Origin of the sequence: Marinobacter salexigens (assembly GCF_018860765.1) — a bacterium.
Lineage (GTDB): Bacteria > Pseudomonadota > Gammaproteobacteria > Pseudomonadales > Oleiphilaceae > Marinobacter > Marinobacter salexigens_A.
In genome coordinates this window covers 150643-174137 of record NZ_JAHKPV010000017.1, presented here as the reverse complement: position 1 = coordinate 174137, position 23495 = coordinate 150643, and the positions used below count along the sequence as shown (strand labels likewise).

19 protein-coding genes are annotated in these 23495 nt (G+C 51.9%); 11 read left to right on the top strand and 8 right to left on the bottom strand.

Annotated features, from left to right (window positions below):
- The first annotated feature begins 5 nt into the window (after nt 1–5).
- The 9 genes from pglX (KO508_RS09760) (at nt 6) to brxL (ending at nt 15435) form a co-directional block, all read left to right on the top strand.
- Nucleotides 6–1931 (top strand): BREX-1 system adenine-specific DNA-methyltransferase PglX, encoded by a 1926-nt coding sequence (pglX, locus tag KO508_RS09760; protein WP_216008132.1) that lies wholly within the window; start codon nt 6–8, stop codon nt 1929–1931.
- Nucleotides 1928–4939: a hypothetical protein gene (locus tag KO508_RS09755; RefSeq protein ID WP_216008131.1), complete on the top strand. Its 3012-nt coding sequence runs from the start codon at nt 1928–1930 to the stop codon at nt 4937–4939. Before pglX (KO508_RS09760) ends, KO508_RS09755 begins: the two co-directional genes overlap by 4 nt.
- On the top strand, nt 4939–6702 hold the full coding sequence (gene pglX / locus KO508_RS09750; protein WP_216008130.1) for a BREX-1 system adenine-specific DNA-methyltransferase PglX: 1764 nt from the start codon (nt 4939–4941) through the stop codon (nt 6700–6702). Before KO508_RS09755 ends, pglX (KO508_RS09750) begins: the two co-directional genes overlap by 1 nt.
- Nucleotides 6702–7340 carry a hypothetical protein gene (locus KO508_RS09745; RefSeq protein WP_216008129.1) on the top strand — a complete coding sequence of 213 codons (639 nt, stop codon included), beginning with the start codon at nt 6702–6704 and terminating at the stop codon, nt 7338–7340. Before pglX (KO508_RS09750) ends, KO508_RS09745 begins: the two co-directional genes overlap by 1 nt.
- 120 nt (nt 7341–7460) lie before the next feature.
- Nucleotides 7461–9212, top strand: a complete 1752-nt coding sequence (locus KO508_RS09740) for a DUF262 domain-containing protein (RefSeq protein WP_216008128.1) — start codon at nt 7461–7463, stop codon at nt 9210–9212.
- A 91-nt stretch (nt 9213–9303) separates the two neighbouring features.
- Complete coding sequence (locus KO508_RS09735; RefSeq protein WP_216008127.1) at nt 9304–9612, top strand: hypothetical protein; 309 nt, start codon at nt 9304–9306, stop codon at nt 9610–9612.
- Nucleotides 9613–9636: 24 nt separating this feature from the next.
- Nucleotides 9637–10599 carry a toll/interleukin-1 receptor domain-containing protein gene (locus KO508_RS09730; RefSeq protein ID WP_216008126.1) on the top strand — a complete coding sequence of 321 codons (963 nt, stop codon included), beginning with the start codon at nt 9637–9639 and terminating at the stop codon, nt 10597–10599.
- A gap of 170 nt (nt 10600–10769) precedes the next feature.
- Nucleotides 10770–13391: a BREX-1 system phosphatase PglZ type A gene (gene pglZ / locus KO508_RS09725; RefSeq protein ID WP_216008125.1), complete on the top strand. Its 2622-nt coding sequence runs from the start codon at nt 10770–10772 to the stop codon at nt 13389–13391.
- 10 nt (nt 13392–13401) lie between these two features.
- The gene (brxL, locus tag KO508_RS09720) at nt 13402–15435 is read left to right on the top strand and encodes a protease Lon-related BREX system protein BrxL (protein WP_252738037.1); all 2034 of its coding nucleotides are present in this window, start codon (nt 13402–13404) and stop codon (nt 15433–15435) included.
- 317 nt (nt 15436–15752) lie between these two features.
- Here brxL and KO508_RS09715 read toward each other — a convergent pair whose 3' ends face one another.
- Nucleotides 15753–16217, bottom strand: coding sequence for a RidA family protein (locus KO508_RS09715; RefSeq protein ID WP_216008123.1), 465 nt, complete (start codon nt 16215–16217; stop codon nt 15753–15755).
- A gap of 70 nt (nt 16218–16287) precedes the next feature.
- Between KO508_RS09715 and KO508_RS09710 the strand changes: the two genes are divergently transcribed.
- Nucleotides 16288–17223 (top strand): LysR family transcriptional regulator, encoded by a 936-nt coding sequence (locus KO508_RS09710; protein WP_216008122.1) that lies wholly within the window; start codon nt 16288–16290, stop codon nt 17221–17223.
- A 76-nt stretch (nt 17224–17299) separates the two neighbouring features.
- On the opposite strand, the gene KO508_RS09705 is transcribed toward KO508_RS09710, so the two are convergent.
- The 6 genes from KO508_RS09705 to KO508_RS09680 all read right to left on the bottom strand — a co-directional run bounded on the left by KO508_RS09705 (nt 17300) and on the right by KO508_RS09680 (nt 21588).
- The gene (locus KO508_RS09705; RefSeq protein ID WP_216008121.1) at nt 17300–17653 is read right to left on the bottom strand and encodes a DUF1428 domain-containing protein; all 354 of its coding nucleotides are present in this window, start codon (nt 17651–17653) and stop codon (nt 17300–17302) included.
- Nucleotides 17654–17666: 13 nt separating this feature from the next.
- Entirely contained in the window at nt 17667–18026 is a 360-nt protein-coding gene (locus KO508_RS09700; RefSeq protein ID WP_216008120.1) for a YciI family protein, read from the bottom strand.
- 80 nt (nt 18027–18106) lie between these two features.
- The gene (locus KO508_RS09695; RefSeq protein ID WP_216008119.1) at nt 18107–19336 is read right to left on the bottom strand and encodes an RNA polymerase sigma factor; all 1230 of its coding nucleotides are present in this window, start codon (nt 19334–19336) and stop codon (nt 18107–18109) included.
- Nucleotides 19337–19372: 36 nt separating this feature from the next.
- The gene (locus tag KO508_RS09690; protein WP_252738036.1) at nt 19373–19858 is read right to left on the bottom strand and encodes a VOC family protein; all 486 of its coding nucleotides are present in this window, start codon (nt 19856–19858) and stop codon (nt 19373–19375) included.
- A gap of 24 nt (nt 19859–19882) precedes the next feature.
- On the bottom strand, nt 19883–20704 hold the full coding sequence (locus KO508_RS09685; RefSeq protein WP_216008117.1) for a YciI family protein: 822 nt from the start codon (nt 20702–20704) through the stop codon (nt 19883–19885).
- A gap of 320 nt (nt 20705–21024) precedes the next feature.
- Nucleotides 21025–21588 (bottom strand): hypothetical protein, encoded by a 564-nt coding sequence (locus tag KO508_RS09680; RefSeq protein WP_216008116.1) that lies wholly within the window; start codon nt 21586–21588, stop codon nt 21025–21027.
- Between the two features lie 220 nt (nt 21589–21808).
- Here KO508_RS09680 and KO508_RS09675 point away from each other — a divergent pair, with 220 nt between their 5' ends.
- Nucleotides 21809–23059, top strand: a complete 1251-nt coding sequence (locus tag KO508_RS09675; protein ID WP_216008115.1) for an ABC transporter substrate-binding protein — start codon at nt 21809–21811, stop codon at nt 23057–23059.
- Between the two features lie 85 nt (nt 23060–23144).
- Here KO508_RS09675 and KO508_RS09670 read toward each other — a convergent pair whose 3' ends face one another.
- Nucleotides 23145–23429, bottom strand: a complete 285-nt coding sequence (locus tag KO508_RS09670) for a DUF6172 family protein (RefSeq protein ID WP_216008114.1) — start codon at nt 23427–23429, stop codon at nt 23145–23147.
- Between the last annotated feature and the right edge of the window lie 66 nt (nt 23430–23495).

Below are 23495 nucleotides of genomic sequence, written 5' to 3'. Positions count from 1 at the left end.
CAAGCATGAACACTGCCAACATCAAAAAATACGCCCCCAAAGCCCGCAACAACTTCATCGCTGCGGTCACCAAACAGGCGGCCCGTTATGGCATCACCGCCAAAGGCACCGAGCCCATGGAGCAGCGGGGGGATATTGAGCTGATTGGCGAAAAGGCCTTCCCAAGAGCCATCGCACCGGCCCGAAAGGCATTGGAGCGCATTGTAGAGCAAATGGGCTTTGCCCAGGCCATGGAACAAGCCGCCTACAGCTGGTTCAACCGCCTGTGCGCTATCCGCTACATGGAAACCCACTACTTCCTGGATCATGGCCGCCGCGTGCTCAGCACCTCCAACGGTGAAGCCGGCACACCGCAGATCCTCGACGACTGCCTGGACATCAGCCTGCCAGGGCTGGACCCACAACAAGTCGCCGAACTGAAGCTGGACGGCAACAAAGACGAAGAGCTGTATCGGGAACTTCTGCTGGCCCAGTGTCACGCCCTTCACGAGGCTATGCCGTTCCTATTTGAAGCCGTAGACGACGCCACCGAACTGCTGCTACCAGACAACCTCACCAAAACCGATTCCCTCATCCGTGAGCTGGTCAATGCCATCCCGGAAGATGACTGGCAGGATGTGGAAATAATCGGCTGGCTGTACCAGTTTTATATCTCCGAAAAGAAAGACCAGGTGATCGGCAAGGTGGTTAAAAGCGAGGACATTCCGGCGGCAACCCAGCTGTTTACCCCCAACTGGATAGTGCAGTACCTGGTACAAAACTCCGTAGGCCGCCAGTGGCTGCAAACCTACCCAGACAGCCCCCTGCGAAACCAGATGCCGTACTTCATCGAACCCGGCGAACAGCCCCCGGAAGTGCAGGCCCAGTTGGATGAAACAGTGCCCGATGCCGTAGATCCGGAAAGCATCAAAGTTCTCGACCCCGCCTGTGGCTCCGGCCACATACTGGTGGAAGCCTACAAAATCCTGAAAGCCATCTACGAAGAACGGGGCTACCGCAGCCGGGACATCCCGCAGCAAATCCTGAAACACAACCTGTTTGGCCTGGACATCGACGACCGGGCAGGGCAGTTGGCGGGCTTCGCCTTGATGATGCTGGCACGGGAAGACGACCGCCGGCTGTTTAGCCGGGTGGCGGAAGGAGACGTTACCCTCAACGTACTATCCCTTAAGGAAACAGGACACCTGAACCTGCCGCAACTCTGGCAGGATCTGAATCTGAGTGGGGACTGGCAGCAGGGTAGTTCCCAGAGCCTTTTTGAAAGAGAACAGGCTGACTTGAGCAGTGCTAATGCCGATGAACGTTACCAACTTCTGCATCGCACTCTGGAGCGGTTTGAAGAAGCCAAAACCTTCGGCTCACTGATCGAAGTGCCGGAGGAAGATGCAGCACCTTTGAAAACACTGGTTGATGAACTGGAGCAGTTGGCTCGCACGGGTGACGTGATGCAGAAACCAGCGGCGGAAATATTACTGCCGTATATTCAACAGGCATGGATCCTGGCCCAGCGGTATGATGCAGTTATTGCGAACCCACCCTACATGGGCGGCAAAGGCATGAATGCGCCGCTGAAAAAGTTCGCAAAAGATGCCTACCCGAACAGCAAGTCAGATCTCTTCGCGATCTTTATGGAGCGAGCATTTTCACTGCTCAAGCCCAACGGATACAACGCGCAGATCAACATGCAGTCCTGGATGTTCCTGTCCAGCTACGAAAAGCTCCGGGAATGGCTACTTCACAACGCCACCATCATTACCATGGCGCACATGGGGAGTCGCGCATTCGACAGTATCAGCGGCGAAGTGGTCTCCACAACGGCGTTCGTGGTCGAAAACGCAGCCTTTCCCAATTATTCGGGCGCGTACATTCGTTTGGTGGATGCCAAATCTGAGGCGGAGAAGCGAAGGCTGTTACTGGAGGCAATTCAGTGAAAGTTGAATTAACAGACCTCAGCATCGCCTTCCGCAAAGCTAAGGTAGACCTCTACTACTCCACCAACCCTTCGTTGTTCGCAATTTCCGACTATGAGGCAAACCTGGAGGAAAATCTTCAGCGCCTGCGAGAGAAGATTAATGACAGGTCTACAACCTGGGTGAAAGAATCTGACTTTCTTGGTACCTGGACGCTCGCGCCAAAATCCATCAAATTTTCAGAAGAAAAAGATGCTGGTTTGATCCATGGCTCGCCAGAGGATGAGTGGGTGGGTATCTGCAAAGCCGGAGAAAAGGCCACGGCTGAATTTCGGCTCATGGCCAAATGCAGCATGGATTTCCATGTCCTGTCAGCGCTCTGGGTGCTGAAGGTCGGCCATCTCTTCGATGAGCGGCTCAGCACGAACGTTTATGGCAGCCGGCTCCGCCGAACAAATGAGAACAAGATTAACGAGCTTTCGCTGGGTTCTTTCAAACAGTATCTGAAGCCGTTTCGTGATTGGCGGGACGGTGCCATAAAGACCATGCGCACAGCACTGGATGAGAAGAAAAAGGTTCTGGCACTCACAGCGGATGTCAGCAGCTTTTACCATCGGCTCGCCCCTGGCTTTATGCTTAGCGAGGACTTTCATGAGGTCGCAGGGGTTGAGTTGGATGAGGCTCAACGAAAGCTGAACAAGCTCTTCATCAACGCACTGATTGCCTGGGCAAAGGAATCGCCTTTGAAAACGGGCTTGCCCGCCTCAGCGGTGGTCGCCAATGCCGCGTTAATCGGTCTTGATCAGTTCATCGAGCAACAGGTGGTGCCGCTTTATTACGGCCGTTACGTAGACGACATCCTGCTGGTTATGGAAAACACCAGTGACATCAAAACCACTGACCAATTCTGGGAATGGATATTCAGCCGAGACGGTGGTGCTGACATTCTGGGCTGGGACAAAGAAAAGAATCCAGAAGACAAGAGCATTCTTTTCAAACCGGACTACCTTACGAACAGCCATGTGGCCTTCGAAAACAGCAAGAACAAACTGTTTGTCTTGTCCGGTGGTCCCGGAAAAGCATTGGTCAACGCCATCACCGAACAGGTCAACCAGCGTGCCAGTGAGTGGCGATCACTCCCAAATCTTTCAGAAAACCCCGACACAATTGCAACGGATCTGCTAAAAGCGACAAACCATGCCGGTGAGCAAGCGGATAACCTGCGTAAGACTGACGCGCTGACGTTGCACAGAGCCGGCTTTGCTCTCAACCTGCGGGATTACGAGGCATACGAGCGTGACCTTCCTCCAAGTGCATGGCAGGCACAGCGTCATGCTTTCTTTTCGGCCGTTATCGACCACCTGATTACTCCGGTCACCTTCTTCGAGCTGGCGCAATACCTACCGCGTATCATCCGAATGGCCGTGGCATGTAAGGACTTCAAGATACTCGGCGATATCCTGCATAGCCTAAGAAAGTTGATGGATACGGTAGCAAAAGACTGCGAACCGAAAATCAAAGCAATGAGCGAGGATGTTGAGCTGGATGCCAAAGAAATCCTGGATCGTTGGCGATCGGCCTTGAATGACTCTATTGCCGAAAACATCGTTGCGGCGTTGCCTCCGAGATTAGCAGCGTCAAAAGTTCGGGAATGGGAACAGCACGTCATTTCACATTGGCGCAGAATCACCGAGGCCTTATGGGAGGCAGGAGGTGGACTGAGCATGTTCCCTGAAACCATTGAAGAGCTTGAGGGCTACCATCTTCAGCTCTTTAGTCATGATCTCGCTCATGTCCCGCTGCGTTTTATCGGTCTACCCAAGGAGATGGTCAGCCGTCGAGGGATTCCCGCGCGTACTAAATTAATTGAGGCTTTTGTAGATGATGTTCTGCCTGTTGATGTGAGATCCGGGGTCAAAGTTCTCTGTAGATGGGTTCGCCTGACAAATAACACACCGGGCGGCCTCTACTTCGCCACGCGCCCATTCAGTCTTCAAGAGCTTTATCTGGTGGCCGAGGAGCCATTCAAACAAAAGAGTCAGCGAGCACTTAACCAGGTTGTTCTCGCACTGCGAGGCTTTTCAACAAAAGAGCAGAAGATGCCGACATGGGGCAAGAATGGTCGTGTGCTGCGAGTTCCAGATGGGCAACCAGCCCCGAAGCAGACCGTTGCGGTCGCAAGCTGGAAAACGAGCGACAAAAGCTTCATTGCGGCAGTTATGGCTAAGCCAGATCCGGATAGCCGACGCCGGTATCAACGCCTCAATCGCCTGATTAACGAACTGATATCCCGCCCAGATGGTGCAGGCTACCTGGTATTTCCTGAGCTAGCTCTACCGACGCGGTGGTTCATGCGCATTGCCGAAAAGCTCAAAGGCCGAGGCATCTCATTAATCACTGGGGTAGAGTATCTCCACGCAAGAAAGAAAAAAGTCAGAAACCAGGTTTGGGCCTCTCTGACTCACGACGGTCTAGGTTTTCCGTCTCTCATGATTTACCAGCAGGACAAGCAGGTTCCGGCACCACACGAACGCGTTGAATTGGACAAGCTTGGCGGTTTCGAAATGATTCCCGATGTCTCGTGGGAGAGACCGCCAATCATCAAGCACGGTAATTTCCGATTTGCGCTGATGATATGCAGTGAGTTGACCAACATCCGGTACCGGGGAGATCTGAGAGGAAAGGTGGATGCACTGTTCGTTCCCGAGTGGAACCCGGACACTGATACTTTTAGCTCACTTATAGAGTCCTCGGCATTGGATATCCACGCTTACATTATTCAAAGCAACAACCGCACATACGGGGACAGCCGGATTCGTGCGCCCTATAAAGACCGCTGGAAACGTGATCTGCTGCGCGTAAAAGGCGGCAACCATGATTACTGCATCACCGGCGAAATCGACGTTCTGGCCCTGCGCCAATTCCAGTCCTGCCATCGGTCTCCAAGTGAAGGCTTCAAGCCAGTACCGGATGGCTTTGCAGCTGACATGTCGAAAGATCGGAAAGTATTACCCAAAGGGGGAGCGTAATGAGCCAGCAAGAAACACAGAACATGGCGAAGCATTTTTACCGGGCCTCTGCGGCGGATTTTATGAAGATTCCGGGGAGTCCGGTGGCGTATTGGATAAGCGCTGAGACTAAGCGTGCGTTTTCAGACAACCCGTCCCTCAATAGTGTAGGAAAGGCGTGTGCGGGGCATCAGACAGGTGATAATGATTTACTGCTAAAGCAATGGTTTGAGGTTTCTTTTGCAGACATTGGATTTGATATTGAGAGCAGAGATCAAGCAAAAAACTCCGGCTATAAATGGTTCCCACATCGTAAAGGGGGTAGTTTTCGTCGATGGTATGGGAATTATGACTATGTCATCAATTGGTTAAATGATGGAGATGCGGTAAGAAGACACCCGAGTTCTGCTCTTCGTAACCCTGACTTTATGTTTAAGCCGGGAGTTACATGGTCCCATACCAGCAGTGGTTCTTTTAGTGCCCGCCTGTCACAAACTGGTGATACATTTAATGTCGAGGGGCCAACATTTTTCTCTGAGGACACGGAGTTATCGCTGGGATATTTCTGTTCAAACGTCGCCTTACATTTCATGCAAATCATGAATCCAACTTTGCACTTTTTAGTTGGAAGTGTTTCTCAGTTGCCGTTTAAAAGTATCGACCGAGTGTTACTAGATGGCATCCGGACGGATGTCCGAGAACTTGTAGAGATTGGAAAATACGATTGGGATTCTTCTGAGATATCTTTTGACTTCAGAAAGCCACACTTACTAGACGGGGATTTTTTCTCATCCGAGTTGCGGGCTTCCTATAGTGCGATCTCTTCTAGGTGGTTGGAAATCACAACTCGAATGCAGAGTCTCGAAAAGGACAACAATCGGCTTTTTATTGAAGCCTACGGTCTCAACGGTGAGCTAAGTCCTGATGCTCCGCTGCATCAGGTTACGTTGAATTGCAATCCCTACTATCGTTATGGCGCGAATCGCAGCGATGAAGAGCTTGAGACCCTGTTGCAATGTGACACCCTACGCGAGTTGGTGTCCTATGCCATCGGCTGCATGATGGGCCGTTACTCGCTGGACAAGCAGGGTCTGATTCTCGCCAGCCAGGGTGAAACCCTTCAGGACTACCTCAATCAGGTTCCGGATCCGCGTTTTGCCCCAGACGATGACGCCATCCTGCCGCTGACCGATCAAGAATGGTTCCCCGACGATGCCACAAATCGTTTCTGCGAGTTTCTCCGCGTAGTTTGGGGGGGGAAGCCCTTACAGAAAAACCTGGATTTTGTAGCCGAAAGCCTCTGCCTGCACGCTATCAAACCCAAGCGTGGCGAATCTGCCCTCGACACGATCCGCCGCTATCTGAGTACCCAGTTCTTCAAGGATCATCTGCGCACCTACAAAAAGCGCCCGATTTACTGGCTGTTCAGCTCTGGCAAACACAAGGCGTTCGAGTGCCTTGTCTACCTGCAACGCTACAACGATGGCACACTGGCACGGATGCGTACCGAATACGTCATCCCCCTCAGCGCCAAGCTCAACGCCTACGCTGAAAAGCTCGAACAAGATAAAGATGCCAGCGCCTCAGCCGCTGAAACCAAGCGCCTGGAAAAAGAAATCGCCACTTTGCATAAACAGCAAACAGAACTCGCCGATTTTGACGAAAAACTCCGCCACTACGCCGACCAGCGCATCAGCCTGGACTTGGATGATGGGGTGAAGGTGAATTATGGAAAGTTTGGGGATTTGTTGGCTGAGGTGAAGGCGGTGACGGGGCAGAAGTGATGGAAACTGCATTGATTGTGTTCAATACCGTTCTTGTGGCTTTGCTTCCGGTGATTGTGTTCATAGCAAAGAGAGGGGTTCAGACTGGTTTTGACGTAAAGCTAGAGTCCGTGAGATCTGACCTCCAACGGAAGATCAGTGATAGGCAAAACCTGAACGCAATTTCGCGACCAACGTTTGAGCGCATATTCTCGAAGAAAGTTGAGGTCTACACCGAGCTATCGAAAATCAGCAACGAGTTTACCCATTACAAAAATGAAAGCCATGAAGTGGAGCATGGAGAATTGTTCGAGGAGGTTACGGAACGATTCTCTGGATTTTTTGCGCGATGTAGAGAGGTTATCGAAGCGAACAAGCTGTACATCTCAAGCGAATTGGCGGAAAGGTACGACACTTGGTACGGCGTGGCTCATCCGTTTTATAAGAAGTCTGTCCTTGACGGTTACAAGGCGCACCAAAACTCGTATGACGACGAGGAAGGTAGGATGAAAGTCTATTACTCGGAGCTGGGCGCAATATCGGAAATGGTTAACGAAACGATGCCTCAGATGGAAGCAATCTTCGCTCAAATTGATACTGACATTTCGCGAATTCGGGACTACGTAGAGTTGGCGGTTAGCATCAAGCCAGTCCCATAGACCACGGCAACCATTAGGGACCATGTTCAGTCCCGAAACATGGAACACGACTTGATAGAACCAAGCGAACACGCATTGGTAAGAGTCGAATGAAGAAAAAAGATAAAAACAGGGGTAATTATGTATCAAGCGGGCGGTACCATCGCTTCATTGATGGATCAGGTTAAGAAGCACGACCTGATTCTCCCAGCGATTCAGAGAGAGTTTGTATGGAAGCCCGACCAGATCTGCAACCTGTTCGATAGCCTTCTCCAGGGCTATCCATTTGGCACGTTCCTGTTCTGGCGAATACAACCCGAGAATCGTGGTAAGTATCAGTTTTATGACTTTGTTACGGACTATCATCAGCGAGATAATCCTCACTGCCCGCCGCTGAAAGATCTCCCCGAGCGCGAGTTGGTTGCTGTGCTTGATGGTCAGCAGCGAATTACGGCCCTAAATATTGGCTTGCATGGATCCTATAGCCAGAAGATTCATGGCAAGTGGTGGTCGAGTTCTGATGCCTTCCCTCTCAAGCGACTCTACATCAACCTCCTTGGGCAGCCAGAGGAAGAGACAGGAAGCAACTATCAGTTTGAATTTCTGACAGATAAGCAAGCCGGTGCGAGGGGCGATGGTGCGTACTGGTTCCGTATTGGACGTATTCTGGAAGAGGATCGGGACGAGTTAGTCGATGAACTAGATGAACTTAATGATGGAAGCGAGGATAGCAAAGCGACCCTAAAAGCTGCCCGCAACAATTTGAGACATCTGATAACCACAATTTTCGACAAAGATAAGATCGCTTACTACGAGGAAAAAGAGCAGGATCTTGAGCGTGTCCTGAATATTTTTATCCGCATGAACAGTGGCGGGACCATCCTTTCCTATTCGGATCTTCTCCTCTCTATAGCCGTTGCGCAGTGGGATAACCTGGATGCGCGAGAGGAAATCCATGCGCTCGTTGATGAAATGAACGAGACGGGAGATGGCTTTTCCTACAGCAAGGACCTGGTCTTGAAGGCGGGGCTGATGTTGTCAGACATTGGGAGCGTTGGCTTTAAGGTCGAAAACTTCAATAAGGCGAATATGGCGATCCTGGAGGAGAACTGGTCGGATATCCGAACGGCTCTTCTGTTAGCGACGGAACTGCTTGCCACGTTTGGCTTCAACTCTCAAAACCTCCGCGCTGACAGCGCGATCTTGCCAATTGCTTACTACCTCTATACCCGAAAGCTTGATGATGGCTATTTGTCTCGGTCAGAGTATGCAAAAGATCGGGAAGCTCTGCGCCAGTGGTTGATTAAGTCATTGCTCAAAGCTTCCGGCATTTGGGGGAGTGGCCTTGATACCTTGCTGACAAGCCTGCGCCGAGTGCTCAAGGAAGAGAGCGAAAAAGGTTTTCCGGCTGAAACCTTGAGTTCGGTGATGGCGTCTCGGGGTAAATCACTCCACTTTGTTGACGAGGAAACCGAAGAGTTAGCCGAGCTGGAATACGGTGGCAAAAGAACGTTTGCCCTTCTGTCCTTGTTGTTCCCTGGATTCGATTTCTCCCGACACTTTCATGTCGATCACATCTATCCGAAAGGGCTGTTCACCGCTAGCAAGCTGAGGAAAGCCGGCGTGCCAGAGGATCGGATAGAGATCTTCAAGGCATGGTCGAACCGATTGCCTAACCTGCAATTACTCGAAGGAACGATCAACAACGAGAAGCGGCAGAAGATGCCTTCGGAATGGTACGCGGCTTTTTGGCCAGACCCTGAGGCCCGTTTGCGTCATCTCCAATCACAGGGGATTGATGAGCTACCTGAGGATATTGTGCGTTTTGACGACTTTTATGAGCAACGGAGGTCGTTGTTGATGAGCAGGATTCAGCAAGTGGTGAACGATTAGGGGATAAGCTCTTCAGTGAACGCTTCGTCCCACATATCGTCGAAGATGGGACGTTACTGAAGCGCAGAAATAGCATGCAGGAGGCATGAGAATGATCACTGTAACGGTAGCGGGAATTGAGCAGGATCTTGCCGGGCTCTCTGATAGTTGGCTGCACGAACAAATCAGGCGGCGTCAGAATAGCGGAGAATCCGTATGCGTGCAGGTAAAGGTAAGAACCTCGGAAATGCATGTTGGTGTTTCTACGGGCTCATGTCCGGTTGGTGTGGCGAGTTCGAGACAGCCCAATGCCAACGAGCGCAAAATACTCGAGCTATGGAAGCACTTTGAGTTGGGTGGAAGCGATGTTAACAGCGGAAAGCTAGTCGCATTTCTCCAGCGTTTGAGAGCTTTCGTTTAGATCCAGAACTTTCAAGGAAGTACTATGGCTAAGTTGGTGTTCTCGTATTCTCATGTGGATGAAGCATTGAGAAATGAGCTGGAAAAGCATTTGAAGCCTTTGCAGAGGCTCGGTCTAATTTCCACTTGGCATGATCGCCGAATTCTGCCCGGTAGCGAATTGACTGGCGAGATAACTCAGAACTTCGAGGATGCTGATGTAATTCTCTTGCTGGTTAGTCCAGACTTCATCAATTCGGACTATTGCTATGACATCGAATTAAGTCATGCCTTGGAACGACACGCAAAAGGAGAGGCTCGAGTTGTTCCCGTCATTTTGAGAACGTGTGACTGGCATGATCTACCATTCGGAAGCCTAATGGCGGTACCTGAAGATGGATACCCCATCACAAAGTTTACCCACGTGGAGGACGGTTTCTATCAAGTCGCTAAGGCTATTAAGAAAATTTTGGGAGATCTCGGCGCTACCGCGCAAACCTCACCGCCTGTTAAACCAGTATCTTCGGTGAATACAGCATCAAGTCAAGGTTCAGTCGTTTCAGGCCCCCGCAGCAGCAATCTCGCGATCCGAAAGGAATTCAGTGATCGGGACAAAGATATCGCCCGCAGCGAAGGTTTTCAGTTCGTGTCACTTTTTTTCGAGAATTCCTTGAATGAGATATGTGCTCGAAACCCGGAGCTAGAACAGAACCTTCATCATAAAGACGCTGATAGTTTTGAGGCCTCCCTCTATCTGAACGGGCAAAGAGTCTGCCACTGTGGAATTTGGCGATCCGGCCGAGATATGTCGTTTGGGGATATTTGTTATAGCCAATCCGGGATTTCATCTAACAGTTGCAACGACTCAATGACGCTCGAGGATGATGGTGCGGTGCTAGGCTTTCGTTCGATGATGGGTAGTATGTATGGACCAGGTCGAGATGCATTACTGTCTAATGAGGGCATGGCCGAGTATTTTTGGGATTCGTTCATTGCTCCATTGAAGTAGGAAAATGTTAGCTATTCCGAAGCGGCCTGTCTGATGAATTAATGGCTTATGTGTGAGAAATTTTTTCTCTCACTGACCAAGCCTCAAATAGCGTGATTCGCTGCTCCCTTCAGATATTGTTTCCAGCTACACGAGAGGGCGCGATGAATAATGAAACCGGGACAAAGTAAATGGATTCAAAACAGCTCACTCAGGGGCTCCAACAGGCTTTCTTCTCAGAGAATAACCGTCTGGTTTTCTGGTACGATCCTGAGCAAAGCTTTGGCGATGAGCTAGCCAATCTCGACTTGCCTGACGTCCAGGTAATGGACATGTCCGCTAAGTCCTCTCTGGCTGTGAAGTTGAAACTTGAGCTGGAAGACCAGAACGGCAAGTATCTGCTTTATTTCCCCCACGCCGAGCCAGAGCCCGAAAATGACTGGCTGCTGGACATGAAGCTGTATTCCCGCGCCTTCCATGCGGACCGTATCTCCATCATCTTCAGTGAATTGGGCCTTCAGCAGCAGAGCCTTCGGGCACATCTTGCCCGGCGGGAGCGGTTTCTAAGTAAGGCCCGTTTGGCGGGCCTTAAGCGTTTTATCCAGCCAGACTTCGATGAGGTGGCGCTGGATCTGGCTATGATTGCTGTCGTTACTCGGGCCGAAGCGCCGGATATCGCTAATATTCTGTTCACGCTGGGCGATGAGTTGGTGAGGACTGACGATGGCTTGGAACAGGTGCCTGAGTCCATCACGGAACTGGAAAAATATGGCCTCGTTCCGTCACTGATTCGGGCGTTCCAAGAGGAGGTGGGTTATCCAGCCTCCGAAGAAGAGCTGCGCGGTGAGGCACATTTTAGCTTCGGCCATTTTCTGATTAGGCTGTTGGCAACAGGATTCTGCGAAAGTATTTCAGAAGTTCCAGACTGGGCCCGTTCGGTGGCCATTTCTTCGGCCAATGCCAGGGCCACCTCGCGGGCGCTTTTGTCCCGATGGCGAGACAGCTCCCGCTATTACCCGGCTTATGATGTGATCGCCGACTGGGTTTCTTCAGCCCTCAACATCAAGTCCCGCATTGAGAACTACTCAATCGAATCCCTGGCCAATGTGGCTACGTTCCGGGAGGCTGAAAACCGGATTATCGTGGATCTGGTCAACGCTATTCCGGAAGCCCGGACTGCGGATCTTAATCTATTCTCGCGTGTAATTTCGGATCGGCTGGATGGTTATTGGGCGTCTCGGCACAAGGATGATGACGCTCGTCGGAAGTTCCGGACCATCTATTCGGCGCTTTCTGCGGCGATCGACCTCTTTGCACTGCGCCAGGCTCATCCGGAAGGTTTTCATTTCGCGAGTGCTGAGGCGCTGTATAAGGCCTACGAAACTGATCTGTACCGATTTGACACAGAGTACCGCCATTACTGCGCAGCCTCCCGTCAGGCTCACGTGGAGATTCTGAAGGCGCTGGATGATGCTGTAGAGCAGTGTTACGCCTACTGGTATTTGGACCAGCTAGCCCGCAACTGGGGTGACTTGGTGGAAGGCGAGAAGCTACTGGAACATTGGGCCATTCGCGGTGTCCCCAATCAACACCATTTCTACGACACCCAGGTGAAGCCGAGGCTGGACTCGGCCCGCAACAAACGGCTGGTGGTGATTATCAGCGATGCCTTCCGCTATGAGGCGGCGGTGGAATTGCAAGACCGTATCAATGTAAAGCGCTACAGCGAGGCGAAGCTCGCCAGCCAGTTGGGCGTTTTGCCCAGCTACACCACTCTGGGTATGGCTTCTCTAATGCCCCATCAATCCCTGGAATACCGGGAAGGGGTGAGTGATGACGTGTTCGTAGACGGAAAGTCCACCAAGGGCAGCGATAACCGAAACCGGGTGTTGGCGAACTATAACGGCATGGCTGTGCAAGCTGAAACCGTAAAAGCCTGGAGCCGGGGGGAGGGGCGTGAAGCTCTGAGAGATCAGCACCTGGTGTATGTATACCACAACGTGGTGGATGCCAGGGGTGATAGCGCTTCAACGGAATCCGAAACTTTTAACGCTGTAGAGCATGCCATTGAAGAGCTGACGGAGCTGACCCGAAAGATCATGATGCATTTCAACACCAGTACGGTGTTGGTGACCGCAGACCATGGTTTTCTGTTCCAGCACAGCAAGCTGGAAGCCGCAGACAGAACCTCGCTCGCAGACAAGCCAAGCAATGCGCTCAAGAGTAAAAAGCGTTACGTCATTGGCCACGATTTACCGGATGCCAAAGATGCCTGGTGCGGTTCCACGCGGGATACCGCCGGTAGCGCTTCGGATACCCGATTCTGGATTCCCAAAGGGGCCAACCGGTTCCACTTCGTGGGTGGCGCACGTTTTGTACACGGCGGTGCCATGCCACAGGAAATCGTTGTGCCGGTGCTGACGGTGAAACAGCTTCGTGGCGAGAAGGCAGAAAGTCGCTCCAAGCGTAAGGTTGAGGTCATCTCGCCCAAGCCGACTCTGAAGATGGTTAATAGCATTCAGCGGTTTGATCTGATGCAGACCGAGGCGGTGAGCGATCAGGTGCTCCCAGTCACTCTGGCGGTCGCTATTTACGAAGGGCCTGAGAAGGTATCCAGCGAAGAGGTTGTGAGCTTTGATAGCGCTTCGGACTCCATGACGGAGCGGGTTAAGCAGGTACGATTGTCCCTGTCTGGCAAGGATTTTGATCGCAAACGGGATTATTTCCTGATACTCAAAGACAAAGACTTGAATACCGAAATTGAGCGCTATCGGGTGGTTATTGACCTAGCGTTTACCGATGACTTTTTCTAAGGCAGGGGACATGCAGGAAGATAAGGATCTCGACCAGTTACTGAACGAGCATTTTGCGGGCCGGGTGGTTCGAAAGGATCTGACCAAGCAGATCAAAGAAGGCGCGAACGTGCCTGTATACGTGCTCGAGTACCTTTTGGGCATGTATTGCGCATCGGATGACGCTGAGGTGATCGAGACTGGCCTGCGTAACGTCAAGACGGTGCTGTCTGAGAACTACGTGCGTCCGGATGAAGCCGAGAAAGTAAAGTCTCTGGTTCGGGAGCGCGGAAGCTTCAAGGTGATTGATCGGGTAACTGTGCGCCTTAACGAGAAGAAGGACTGCTACGAGGCCGCGTTCTCGAATCTGGGCATTAAGGATGCCGAAATTGGTGCCGGGATCGTTAAAGAGAACGAGAAGCTGTTGGTGGGCGGCATTTGGGTTATCGCAACTCTCAGCTATTACCACGAAGAAGGCCAGAAAGGGTCGCCGTTTGGCGTGAGCACTCTCAAGCCGATTCAGATGCCCAATATGAATATGGCCGAACTGTTCGCTGGGCGGGCCGCGTTGACGGTAGACCAGTGGCGGGAGACGCTGATTCGTTCCATCGGCATGGAGCCCGCCGAGCTGAACGAAACCGTGCAATGGCATTTGTTGGCGCGGATGATTCCCTTTGTTGAGAACAACTACAACGTGTGTGAGCTGGGCCCGAGGGGTACCGGTAAAAGCCATATCTACAAAGAGTGCTCGCCCAACAGCATATTGGTGTCGGGTGGTCAGACGACGGTGGCGAACCTTTTCTACAACATGAGCAGCCGCAAAATCGGTCTCGTGGGCATGTGGGACTTAGTGGCGTTTGACGAGGTTGCTGGCATCAACTTCAAGGAGAAGGATGGCGTCCAGATCATGAAGGACTACATGGCCTCCGGCTCCTTCGCCCGTGGTCGTGAGCAGATGGAAGCCAATGCCTCCATGGTGTTTGTCGGCAACATCAACCAGTCGGTTGAGTCGCTCGTCAAAACCAGCCACTTGCTAGCTCCGTTCCCGGAACAGATGATCGATTCCGCTTTCTTTGACCGTTTCCATGCCTATATCCCTGGCTGGGAAATTCCCAAGATGCGGCCTGAGTTCTTCACCAATCGATACGGGCTGATTGTGGACTATCTGGCTGAGTTCTACCGGGAGATGCGCAAGCGCAGCTTTGCAGACGCTCTGGATAAGTATTTCAAATTGGGCGGGGACCTGAATCAGCGAGATACCATCGCTGTGCGAAAGACGGTTTCCGGCCTGCTGAAGTTGCTGTACCCCCACGGCGAGTTTGACAAGGAGGCGGTACGCCAGTGCCTGGAATACGCCCTGGAAGTGCGTCGCAGGGTAAAGGAGCAGCTGAAGAAGATCGGTGGCATGGAGTTCTACGATGTGCATTTCAGCTATATCGACAACGAGGATCTGGAAGAGCACTTTGTCACAGTGAAAGAGCAGGGCGGTGGCAAGCTGATCCCTGAGGGGCCTTCAAAGCCGGGCGTAGTTCATACTATCGGCATCAGTGCCAAGGGCGTCCCAACCCTTTATAGAATCGAGCTTCAGGTCACCAAAGGTTCCGGCAAACTGGCCACATCTGGCCAAGTCACTAACCCTGTGGCTAAAGAGCAGGTGAAGATGGCCTTTGACTATTTTAAGGCCAATATCTCGCGTATTTCCGGCGCAACCAAAGTGATGGACCATGACTTCCATCTGCACGTTGTGGATTTGCAAAACGGTGGACCCATTCAGTCACTCTCCATTCCCGGCCTTGTCGCATTCGCATCTGGCATTATGGGACGCGCCACTCAGTCACAATCAGTGGTGCTTGGGGATATGAGTCTAGGAGGGAGCGTAAACGCAGTCCAAAGCCTTGCGGAGTGCCTGCAAGTGGCATTTGATGGGGGAGGAAAACGCGTGGCGCTGCCGATTACCAGTGCGGCGGATATCTCGACTGTGCCCGGTGAGCTGTTTACGAAGTTCCAAACGAGTTTCTATGCGGATCCTGTAGATGCTGTCTTTAAGGCATTAGGGGTGGACTGAGCCGTTCTATAGAAGGTGTCGTCAAACACCAGGTTTGGCGACACGCTACGCTGCCAGCAAACAGGAATTCACCGGACATCGCTCATTGGATAAAAACGTGAAACTGAGTTCTTTCTGCGTCAAAACAGAAAGATAGGGCGATTTCCTCTAAATTGAATCATTTCACCTCAAACTGTAATTACCATTTCACATGGTTCTTCATATAGGGATTTGGGAATTTAACATAATATACATTATGCGCAGTACAAGATAATCTCACGCCTCAACCCCGGCTTGATTTGGACGAGCCAGTCTTGTTGGCCAAAACATCGAAACTTCTAATCGGGAATTCGTACGATCAATTCCATTTCGACTTGAAGCTCGGGCGCTGCCAGGGCCTGAACTCCAATACCCGTCACACACGGCTGTGCGCCATCAAATGTTTCTAGAAATGCAGGCATAAGCTCCTCTAACCTTTCGCTTGTAAGATGAGTAACATAAACGCGCGCCAAGACCACATGCTCAGGTTTAGCATGGACGGCATTTAAGGCCGAGCGAGCATTTATCGAAACTAATTTCATTTGTTCCACCAGATCATCGGGAACAGGCTCGCCACTCGGTTGCCAAGCTACTTGACCGGAGATGAAAGCCATGCGGCCGGGCTCGACTATGGAAATTTGGGAGTAGCCCATCTCTCCGGCAATTGGCAATGTTGAGGGATTAAGGCGAACGATTGCGTCTGACATGATCTTTCCTCTTTCTTCAGTATTGATAATTTTCCGAAGCTCTTCGGGAAACTCCACGACTCACTCTTGAGTACTCGTATTCGACAACAGACAATGTACAGACAATTCTGTCGAAGCGGATTCGCCAATGAGACGACTGTCAATCGCTACACCCTGTAGTCCCAACTCAAACCTTGACTTGGGCACGCTTCGGATTTTCGTCGCAATCGTCGAGACAGGGAGTTTTGTTTCTGGGGGGAAAGCTCTGGGTTTGACGCGCTCCGCAGCGGGCAAAGCGATGGCAAGGCTTGAGGCTCACCTTGGTACCCGCCTGCTCCACAGAACCACAAGAATGGTGTCAATGACCGTGGATGGCGAGCGCTTTTTTCAACGGTGTGTTCAAATTTTACAAGACCTGGAAGAAGCTGAAGCCGACATTCGTCAGGATCTGCCTCAGCCTAAAGGCACTCTGCGCATATCAGTCACCGAGGCTTACGGTCGGATAGTGGTTCTGCCATTTCTCAAGAGCTTTCTGGAGACTTGGTCAGAGCTCGACGTGGAGGTAAACCTCAGTGACAGAGTCGTCGATCTGGTCGAGGAAGGGTTTGACTTGAGCATTCGCATCGGGGACATCCCGGCAGACTCCCAACTGATCGCACGTACCGTTGAACACGCCCAACCTTACTTATATGCGTCGGCATCGTACCTGAAACGTTTTGGGGAGCCGGCAGAACCGTCGGATCTGACCAATCACCAAAGGCTCGTTTACGGGCTGGGCGTTCATTCCACAGGTTGGAATCTGGTCACCTCGTCCGGATCAGAGGTCTGTATAGATGGAGGTAGAAAATTGCGCTTCGATAGCGGCGAGGCAATTCGAGAGAGTGCTCTTCACGGCATGGGGGTGGCTTATCTTCCTTCTTTTCTGGTCGACGATGATGTTGAATCAGGACGTCTAGTCAGACTTTTGCCGAATTACGGAGGTAAACGACTGCCCATCCAGATGGTCTATGCGAGTCGTAATCGTCTGGCACAAAAAGTGCGTTTATTCATTGATGGCCTCGTTAAGCACCGTCGAGAAAACTGACCCTCATTCTCATTGTTTCATTTCGAGCCGACCATGAGCATGACGACCCGCCCCTCGATACTCCCTTCTGTATGAATTAAACGTCGACGATCACGGAAAAACCACCGTATATCAATCTCTTGCCGTCAAACGGCATAGGGTTTACGTCGAACTGCAGTCGTGGGTCCTCCATGATTTTGGGCATCGCATTGTTCCGAACCTCGCGGGACGGCCAGATCAGCCAAGAGAACACGACGGTTTCATCCGGTTTGCATTGAACGGCCATGGGAAAAGACGTCAGGCTCCCCTCCGGCACGTCGTCACCCCAGCATTCCACCATGTTAAGCACGCCGTGCTCTTTAAACACTGTGGCCGCAGCAGTCGCATGCTTGATGTATTGCTCCTTATTTGCGGTTGGTACTGCGGCAACAAATCCATCGACATAACTCATAACAGCGCTCCTGTTAACTTTTGGGAGGTAATTCACGGGCCGGGCGAACTTCGATACTGCCAAAGCGCGCGGGTGGAATACGGCTGGCCAGCTGTAAAGCTTCATTAAGATCTCGGGCTTCTAGCAGGTAGAACCCGGCCAATTGTTCTTTGGTTTCGGCAAAAGGTCCGTCGGTAACCAGTACGTCATCGTCCCGGACTCGCACAGTTGTTGCCGTTTCGACGGACTCAAGCGGTAGGCCTGTCAGAAAATTGCCCCGCTCGGTTAGCTTCTCGACACCGGCGACGCACTCCTGATTGAGGTCATGCCACTCCTGCTCGCTCATGGCGTTGATGATGCTCTCCTGATAGTAAACCAGAGCCACATATTTCATTGGACGTCCTCCTTTGTTCTCGTTGTCTTCAGTGATAAGTCGGGCAGCCCGGTTCAGGATCGACAACGGGCGTGTTTGAATCAGGCATTTTCGTTCAGCGACTTCAATCGGCGCTCTAAAAACCGGCGTTGTGGCCCCTGTGTCACGAGCGCTAGCGCGCGCTGATATGCCTGCCTCGCATCCGCCAGATTACCCGCACGTCGATGCAAATCGGCCCGGGCAGCGTGATACAAGTAATAATTCACGAAATCTCGCTGATTGACGAGCGCCTCCAGTAATTGCAGTCCTTCCCTAGGACCGTTGCTCATGGCCACCGCCACCGCACGGTTCAGGGCAATGACCGGCGAGGGCTGTTGGCGATACAAGGCGTCATACAGCCGTACGATGCGTGCCCAGTCGGTTGCCTCGGCACTGGCTGCTTGGGCATGGACAGCGGCGATGGATGCCTGAAGTGTGTAGGGCCCGGCAGGTGTGCGAGCCAGAGCAGCTTCCAGCCACTGAAGGCCTACCTGAATCATGGCATCGTCCCATCGGTCGCGATCCTGATCTTCCAGAGTGATCAGTTCTCCGGCCTCATCTTCGCGGGCATATCGCCGGGAATGATGAAGAAGCATCAATGCCAAAAGACCGAATACTTCGCCCTCGGGCATCAGGTTCGCCAACCCTTCCGCCAAACGAATTGCTTCTGCCGACAGGCTGACATCCACTACCCGGTCGCCTTCACTGCAGGAGTAACCCTCGTTGAACACTAGGTAGATCACCCGCAGGACACCGGGCAGCCGCTCGGGCAAGTCTCCGGCTTCGGGCACCTCGTAGGGTATGCGCGCGTCGCGAATTTTCTTTTTCGCCCTGACAATTCGCTGAGCCAGAGTGGCCGGCTTTAGAAACAGGGCACTGGCCACTTGCTCTGAGGTCAAACCGCACATTTCACGAAGCGTCAGGGCTACGCGTGCACTCAGCGGCAAGGCAGGATGGCAGCAGGTGAATAAGAGGCGGAGCTGATCGTCTTCGATGTCCTGTTTGTCTGCCTCTTCGACGGCCGCGTCCAGCGGTACCAGAAGGTGAGAATACTTGTGCGCGGTCTGTTTGCGGCGAATCTGATCGATGCCTTTGCGGTGCCCGGCGCGAATCAACCAAGCTGTCGGGTTGTCTGGCACACCCTCAACCGGCCACTGCCGCACGGCACTGGCGAAAGCCTCCTGCATCGCTTCTTCACCGAGCGTAAAATCGCTAAGCAGACGGATCAATGTCGACAATACGCGGCGGGATTCCTGTCGGTAAAGCTCGCCAATCCATTGGTCATCGATCATTGCAACTGTAATCCTCCTTGCGAGTCCGGCGCATGCTTAAGGGGCGAAACGGGCAGCATTGATGGTGGCAATATCAATTTTGCCCATCTGCATCATGGCCTGAAAGGCTCGCCCGGCTGCTTCGCGGTCAGGATCGTTGATGGCCTCGGTCAGTGCCACTGGTGTGATCTGCCAGGACAGCCCCCATTTGTCCCTGCACCAGCCGCAGGCGCTCTCCTCACCGCCATGATCAATAATCGCATTCCAGTAGCGGTCTGTTTCCTCCTGGCTCCAGGTCGCCACCTGAAAGGAAAAAGCTTCGCTGTGTTTGAACGCCGGACCACCGTTTAGCCGTAGGCAGGGAACTCCCAGAACTGTGAACTCCACTGTGAGCACATCTCCCTGCGAACCGGAGGGATAATCCCCCGGTGCCCGCATTACGTTGCCCACAGACGAATCCGGAAAGGTCTTTGCGTAAAAACGTGCAGCCTCTTCGGCGTCGCCGTTGTACCAAAGGCATATCCTGTTCTTTGAATGTGCCATCATTCTGCTCCTCTCGGTTAAAGCTCACGGGCAATGCGCGATCCGGCTGCTGATCATCCACTGGATGCCAAAGCGGTCTGTCGTCATTCCGAAACGGTGCGCGTAAAAGGTCTCCGCAAAAGGCATAATCTCCGCCCCACCCTCGGACAATGCACGAAATACCCGTTCGGCCTGCTCCGTGTCTTCGTATTCAAGGTGAATCTGGGCGCCCTGAGGCTGTTGATAGCAATCGCCCGCCATATCCGCGCCCATCACTCTGCGTCCATTGAGGTTTAATGAAGCGTGAACAATACGATCCTGCATTTCTGCGGGCACCTCGGCCGCAGTTGGTGTGTCACTGTAGGTAACCAGCCCCTCCAATTCCCCACCGATTAACTCGGCATAGAACTCCATGGCTTCACGGCAGTTACCGGCAAAGCTCAAGTGAACGTTCATTTCTTTGGGCAGTTGGCCCAGAGCACGGTGCTGATCGATGGCAGAGCCAGGCTCGAAATCCTCCAGCTCGAAGTACCTTCGCACTTCAAGGGTAGCATTGCCGCCAGCGTCCGCCACCGGCCATTGTCTAGCCCAGTTCAGAGCCTCCTCAAGAGAGCTCACTTCAAGGATGCTATATCCAGCGAGTAACTCACTCTCCCCCTCAAAGGGGCCCTGAATGATGGTGGGTTTGCCGCTCCGGAACTGGATGCGGAATCCCTCACGGGTGGGGCGCAAACCCTGGCCATCGGCAAATACGCCAGCCTTGGCCATTCGCTCGTTGTAATCCGCCATTGCCTTCAAGAGGTCTTCAGAGGGCATGACGCCGCTCTCGGTGTCCGTGTCGGCCTTGCGCATCAACATGACTTTCATGGTGCATTCTCCTTTTTGCGTGTCTTCACCGATAGGTCGCGCAACTTGCGAATGAATCGACAAAGCACCTTCAAAAAGGTTTACCAGCCCTCGGATGTTCGCCTCCAATATTTAGGTTCCAGCGAGACCAATCCGAACCCTGAGCCGGACGATGAAATTAGCACTTTGCGTGGATTTTGGCGGGTAAGGCACTGATATACGATGGCGGGATATCGCGCTATACCAATGCTGATCCCAAGGCCAACGCTATGGCCGAAAACCTCGAAGGAGTGGCCAGATAATTACCTGACAACGTCCACGACTTTCAGCATCGATAACTTTTAACGAAGTTGCATGCTTGCGATTTTACACACTTGTTTCGGCGACATTTTTTTGGTGGTTCCCATCACGAAAGTACGAGCAACGTTTTGGCACTGGCTAGGAAGAGGCACCTTGCCAAGATTTGCTATGCAATTAGTCTCAAAACGCTCGGCAAGAGCTCTGCATTGCGAATCGCTAGCATCTTTCGAGTGCATGTTTCCGTCATTCGCCTCGCGCTCTTTGCTCAATTTTTCGACATAGACAGCACAAAACGAATTCGCGGTTTCTTGATTGGCTTCGCCGATATCGAATAGGTCGCCTCCGGCCTGTTTCATTGCTGTCTTGATTGCACCGAGATAGGTATTGCAGGAGACATTCAGGCCACGGCTGATCATGTCTGTACAAGCCGCCCTAGTTTCGGATACAAGAGTGTCGCAGTTCGCTTGCGACGCCGCATCTTCATCCGCGCCGAAGGCCGCGATAGGCAGCATCAAGCACGCCAAAAATACGGATCTCGCTTGGGTCATTAACCTTGGCGCAGTCTCCAATGAGACTCTGTTAATAGATCGCTTCATTTCAGACATACCCTACTCTCCTTGTTGTTATGCTCGCGGTGTAAGTGATGCTCAGCTTTCACCAGCAGTGCGATAAAGACACGCCAACGGTCAGTGTCTATCACTGCAGAGTTACATTCAGTAACGATAATCATTCTTTTCGTAACTCGTAAAAACTGATCATTATCATGAAATAAATATATAGTCCCGGTCTAAAAAATAATAGCCAAAAGGACGAGGACTAAACTAAATGAATAAGAAAACAACGGTGTTCGCGGGTTTTTTGATTTTTCTGTGCAGTTTTTCGGTACTAGCCGACACTATAAAACTTGGGTTTAACTATCCGCAATCTGGCCGTTACAAGGATTTGGGCCTTCAACAAAGACTGGCAGCCTTTCTGGCTGTTGAAGAAATAAACGAATCTGGCGGAATTCTCGGCAAAGAAGTTGAGCTGGTTATCCGAAATACCGCCGGATCGCCTGAGCGTGGTGCTTCTAATACTGAAGAGCTCATCAAACAGGATAAGGTAGACATGGTATTTGGGGGCGCATCCAGCGCGGTGACCATTGCCTCAGGCAAGGTCGCAAAAGAGCTGGGGCGCCTCTATTTTGGTACAACCACTTCCGCCAACGCGACCACAGGAAGTGAAGGTCACGACCACATGTTTCGCGAATATCCTAATGCATGGATGACGGCAAATGCCCTTGGCAGTTACTTAACCTCGACGTTCGGCGACGCAAAGTACTTTTACGTTACCGCCGACTACACTTGGGGCTGGTCTTCGGAATCCTCTATCCGCGAATTTACGAATACCTCCGATAAGCAAGCTCATCCCCACGCCCTCACCCCCTTCCCAAGAGCATTAATTAAAGACTTCAAAAAAGCTCTTGGGCAAGCTGAAGCAAGCGGAGCTGAAGTGCTTATTCTTGTCTTATACGGTGATGATTTGGTGAGGGCGCTTAAGGTTGTTTACCAAATGGGCCTTAAGGATAAGATGAAAATCATATTACCTAATATTACGCTCGGAATAGCCCAGAATGTTGGCGCGACCATTATGGAGGATGTGATATCCACAACGCCTTGGGAGTGGATGATTCCCTATCAGCTGGGCTTCGTTCGTGGTCAAGAGTTTTCGGAGGCATTTACTCAGAAATACGATATAAGACCCACGTCCACAGCAGCTACTGCCTATGGAATCGTGTATCAGTACAAGGATGCTGTAGAACGTGCTGGTACGACCGATACGCAGGATCTGATCAAGACGCTGGAGGGGCATAAATTCACATTGCTGAAAGATGTTCAGCAATGGCGCACCTTTGATCATCAGAATCTTCAGACAGTGTATGTGGTGCGCAGTAAAAAAAGAGAGCAAGTCATCAGTGATCCGCTACGGAGTGATTTTTTCGAAGTTGTAGGGTCACTTGAAGGAGAAAAAGCCGCACAGACTCTTACGCAATGGAAGGCCGAGCGCGCTGCCGCGAATAAGCCGCCGCATTTGTAAGATTGTTCTTCAGCATTGCCGGGGTGAGGTGGACTTACCGCCCCGGCGTATCGTTAAACAGTTCTCGCTAACGCCGTTATCATTCTTAGCCTACGCCAGGCAGCATGGCTTTTGGTGTTATCTCAACGTAAACCGTCATGATTTTGTTTTCAACAAGGTCATCAATGTGCTGCATCAGGGATGAAAGTTCTATCTCAACTGCAGCCTCTTCCGATTGCCCAAACTTGCAATCGAAGCCCCAATATTTCGCGCCAGCTGGCAGGGGCTTCTTACGCTCATTCTTCAGGAATTTGTTGATGTCGTGCTTCATCGAATCGACAAGGCGCGGCACTTTGATTTTAGGGTGGTCTAACTTAAACGTCTTCTTCATTGGAATCCTACTGAGGTGGGCAGCCATTGTGCGCTGGATAGAAGTCTATGGCGCGCAGTGTAGTTG

Excerpts from the sequence above, each read along its gene's own strand:
- pglX (WP_216008132.1), top strand. The coding sequence starts at position 6 with ATGAACACTGCCAACATCAAAAAATACGCCCCCAAAGCCCGCAACAAC.
- pglX (WP_216008130.1), top strand. The coding sequence starts at position 4,939 with ATGAGCCAGCAAGAAACACAGAACATGGCGAAGCATTTTTACCGGGCC.
- KO508_RS09745 (WP_216008129.1), top strand. The coding sequence starts at position 6,702 with ATGGAAACTGCATTGATTGTGTTCAATACCGTTCTTGTGGCTTTGCTT.
- KO508_RS09740 (WP_216008128.1), top strand. The coding sequence starts at position 7,461 with ATGTATCAAGCGGGCGGTACCATCGCTTCATTGATGGATCAGGTTAAG.
- KO508_RS09735 (WP_216008127.1), top strand. The coding sequence starts at position 9,304 with ATGATCACTGTAACGGTAGCGGGAATTGAGCAGGATCTTGCCGGGCTC.
- KO508_RS09730 (WP_216008126.1), top strand. The coding sequence starts at position 9,637 with ATGGCTAAGTTGGTGTTCTCGTATTCTCATGTGGATGAAGCATTGAGA.
- pglZ (WP_216008125.1), top strand. The coding sequence starts at position 10,770 with ATGGATTCAAAACAGCTCACTCAGGGGCTCCAACAGGCTTTCTTCTCA.
- brxL (WP_252738037.1), top strand. The coding sequence starts at position 13,402 with ATGCAGGAAGATAAGGATCTCGACCAGTTACTGAACGAGCATTTTGCG.
- KO508_RS09710 (WP_216008122.1), top strand. The coding sequence starts at position 16,288 with ATGAGACGACTGTCAATCGCTACACCCTGTAGTCCCAACTCAAACCTT.
- KO508_RS09705 (WP_216008121.1), bottom strand. The coding sequence starts at position 17,653 with ATGAGTTATGTCGATGGATTTGTTGCCGCAGTACCAACCGCAAATAAG.
- KO508_RS09700 (WP_216008120.1), bottom strand. The coding sequence starts at position 18,026 with ATGAAATATGTGGCTCTGGTTTACTATCAGGAGAGCATCATCAACGCC.
- KO508_RS09695 (WP_216008119.1), bottom strand. The coding sequence starts at position 19,336 with ATGATCGATGACCAATGGATTGGCGAGCTTTACCGACAGGAATCCCGC.
- KO508_RS09690 (WP_252738036.1), bottom strand. The coding sequence starts at position 19,858 with ATGGCACATTCAAAGAACAGGATATGCCTTTGGTACAACGGCGACGCC.
- KO508_RS09685 (WP_216008117.1), bottom strand. The coding sequence starts at position 20,704 with ATGAAAGTCATGTTGATGCGCAAGGCCGACACGGACACCGAGAGCGGC.
- KO508_RS09680 (WP_216008116.1), bottom strand. The coding sequence starts at position 21,588 with ATGTCTGAAATGAAGCGATCTATTAACAGAGTCTCATTGGAGACTGCG.
- KO508_RS09675 (WP_216008115.1), top strand. The coding sequence starts at position 21,809 with ATGAATAAGAAAACAACGGTGTTCGCGGGTTTTTTGATTTTTCTGTGC.
- KO508_RS09670 (WP_216008114.1), bottom strand. The coding sequence starts at position 23,429 with ATGAAGAAGACGTTTAAGTTAGACCACCCTAAAATCAAAGTGCCGCGC.